2 protein-coding genes are annotated in these 1,508 nt (G+C 33.8%); both read right to left on the reverse strand.

The window, feature by feature from the left end; all coding sequences use genetic code 11:
• Nucleotides 1-206: 206 nt before the first annotated feature.
• Nucleotides 207-1,094, reverse strand: a complete 888-nt coding sequence (locus tag COD11_RS15650) for an IS3 family transposase (RefSeq protein WP_098797843.1) — start codon at nt 1,092-1,094, stop codon at nt 207-209.
• A 26-nt stretch (nt 1,095-1,120) separates the two neighbouring features.
• Nucleotides 1,121-1,423 (reverse strand): helix-turn-helix domain-containing protein, encoded by a 303-nt coding sequence (locus tag COD11_RS15655; protein ID WP_098797844.1) that lies wholly within the window; start codon nt 1,421-1,423, stop codon nt 1,121-1,123.
• Nucleotides 1,424-1,508 lie beyond the last annotated feature (85 nt).

Here is a 1,508-nt window from a genome sequence, read left to right on the forward strand (position 1 = left end):
CTGTGGTCAAACCCCCAATAAATAGACAAAAAACAAAACGACAAAATTGGAAAATAAATGAAATGTAATTGTCCTTTGAATTTTAAACTGAGATTTATTTAATACTTGACATGGAGCCTCTGTGGGCATTATTCTGCCACCAAAAAGCCAGCCATTTAGTTAATGGTTGGCATACCAAACAAGGCAATCATGCCCACCACTTCATATCAAGTTGCTGCTTTGAAGTTTGATACGCAAAGCCCCAGCTTCTTAGTTTGGATATAATCCTTATAATATTCACTTGGAGAAACAAAACCGGTTCTTGTATGAATTCGTTCCTCGTTGTAATAATGTACATATTTTTTAAAGTTTGTATCACTTGTTTTTATGTTATTTGTGGGATAAAAACATGGAAACTCAGATTTTAGTTGGGAAAAAAAGCTCTCTATTACCGCATTGTCCCAACAATTTGCTTTACGTGACATACTCGGAGTAAAGTGTAGATTCTTGCTTAATTCATTGTAACTAAGGGATCTATAGACACTTCCTTGATCACTATGAATGACTACGCCTTTTAAATCTTTCAGATTTCTATTTTTCATCGCCTTTTTTACAGTAGCTTCAATTAATTCAGTGTTTGGACTTGTGCTAATCTCAAAAGCAATAATTTCACTGTTAAATAAGTCTAGAATAGCTGAGATACATCTTTTATGTGACCCAATCCATACCTCAGTCATATCTGTTACCCATTTTTGATTAGGGTGAACTGCTTTGAAATTTCTTTTTAAAATATTTTCATATACAAAACCAGCTGCTTGAACTTTAGACTCTTTGGTTGTTTTTGGCCGTCTTACTTTGGCTTTTAAGTTTGTTACTTTCATTAAGCGAGCTACTCTTTTGTGATTCACTACTATTCCTTTATTCTTCAATACTTTCGAAATTCGTTTAGCACCATAGGTGCCCTGATGACGATTATAGATACGTTTAATAAGGCTTAAAATTTCACGATCCCCTTTACCAATTTTTCTACTAGGACGTTTAATATAAGCGTAATATCCACTTTTAGATACCCCTAAAACCTTACATAACAACACCACAGAATATTCCTCTCTCAAGTGGGTAATTGCCTCATATTTTGTGTTTATTTTTTCTCCTTGAGAAAGGCCTGGAACTTTTTTAGGATTTCATTCTCTAGTTCTTTTTCTTTAAGTTTCTTTTCTAACTCTCTTATCTTTTCATCTTGTTTTTGAGTTGAAGAATGGGCAACAGATTTAGGATTAATTAATCCTTTTTCTCCATTTTTCTTATATGCATTAACCCATCGATTAACCGTATCACGATGAAGGTCTAAATCTTTAGCCACAATTGCCACTGGTGTAAGATCTTCCAATACTCTACGAACAGCTTTTAACTTAGTTTCGACAGTATTATGTTGTTTTGCCATCTCTTATCCCCCCAATAAAAATGTATATATGTCGTACTTTAATTATAATTCATATGTCCATTATAAGGGGGTCGAGCACTGTCAC

It is taken from the genome of Bacillus sp. AFS040349, assembly GCF_002577655.1.
Taxonomy (GTDB): domain Bacteria; phylum Bacillota; class Bacilli; order Bacillales; family Bacillaceae; genus Metabacillus.

Bases quoted from the DNA above. Each gene is read 5' to 3' on its own strand.
- COD11_RS15655 (WP_098797844.1), bottom strand. From the start codon at position 1,423: ATGGCAAAACAACATAATACTGTCGAAACTAAGTTAAAAGCTGTTCGT.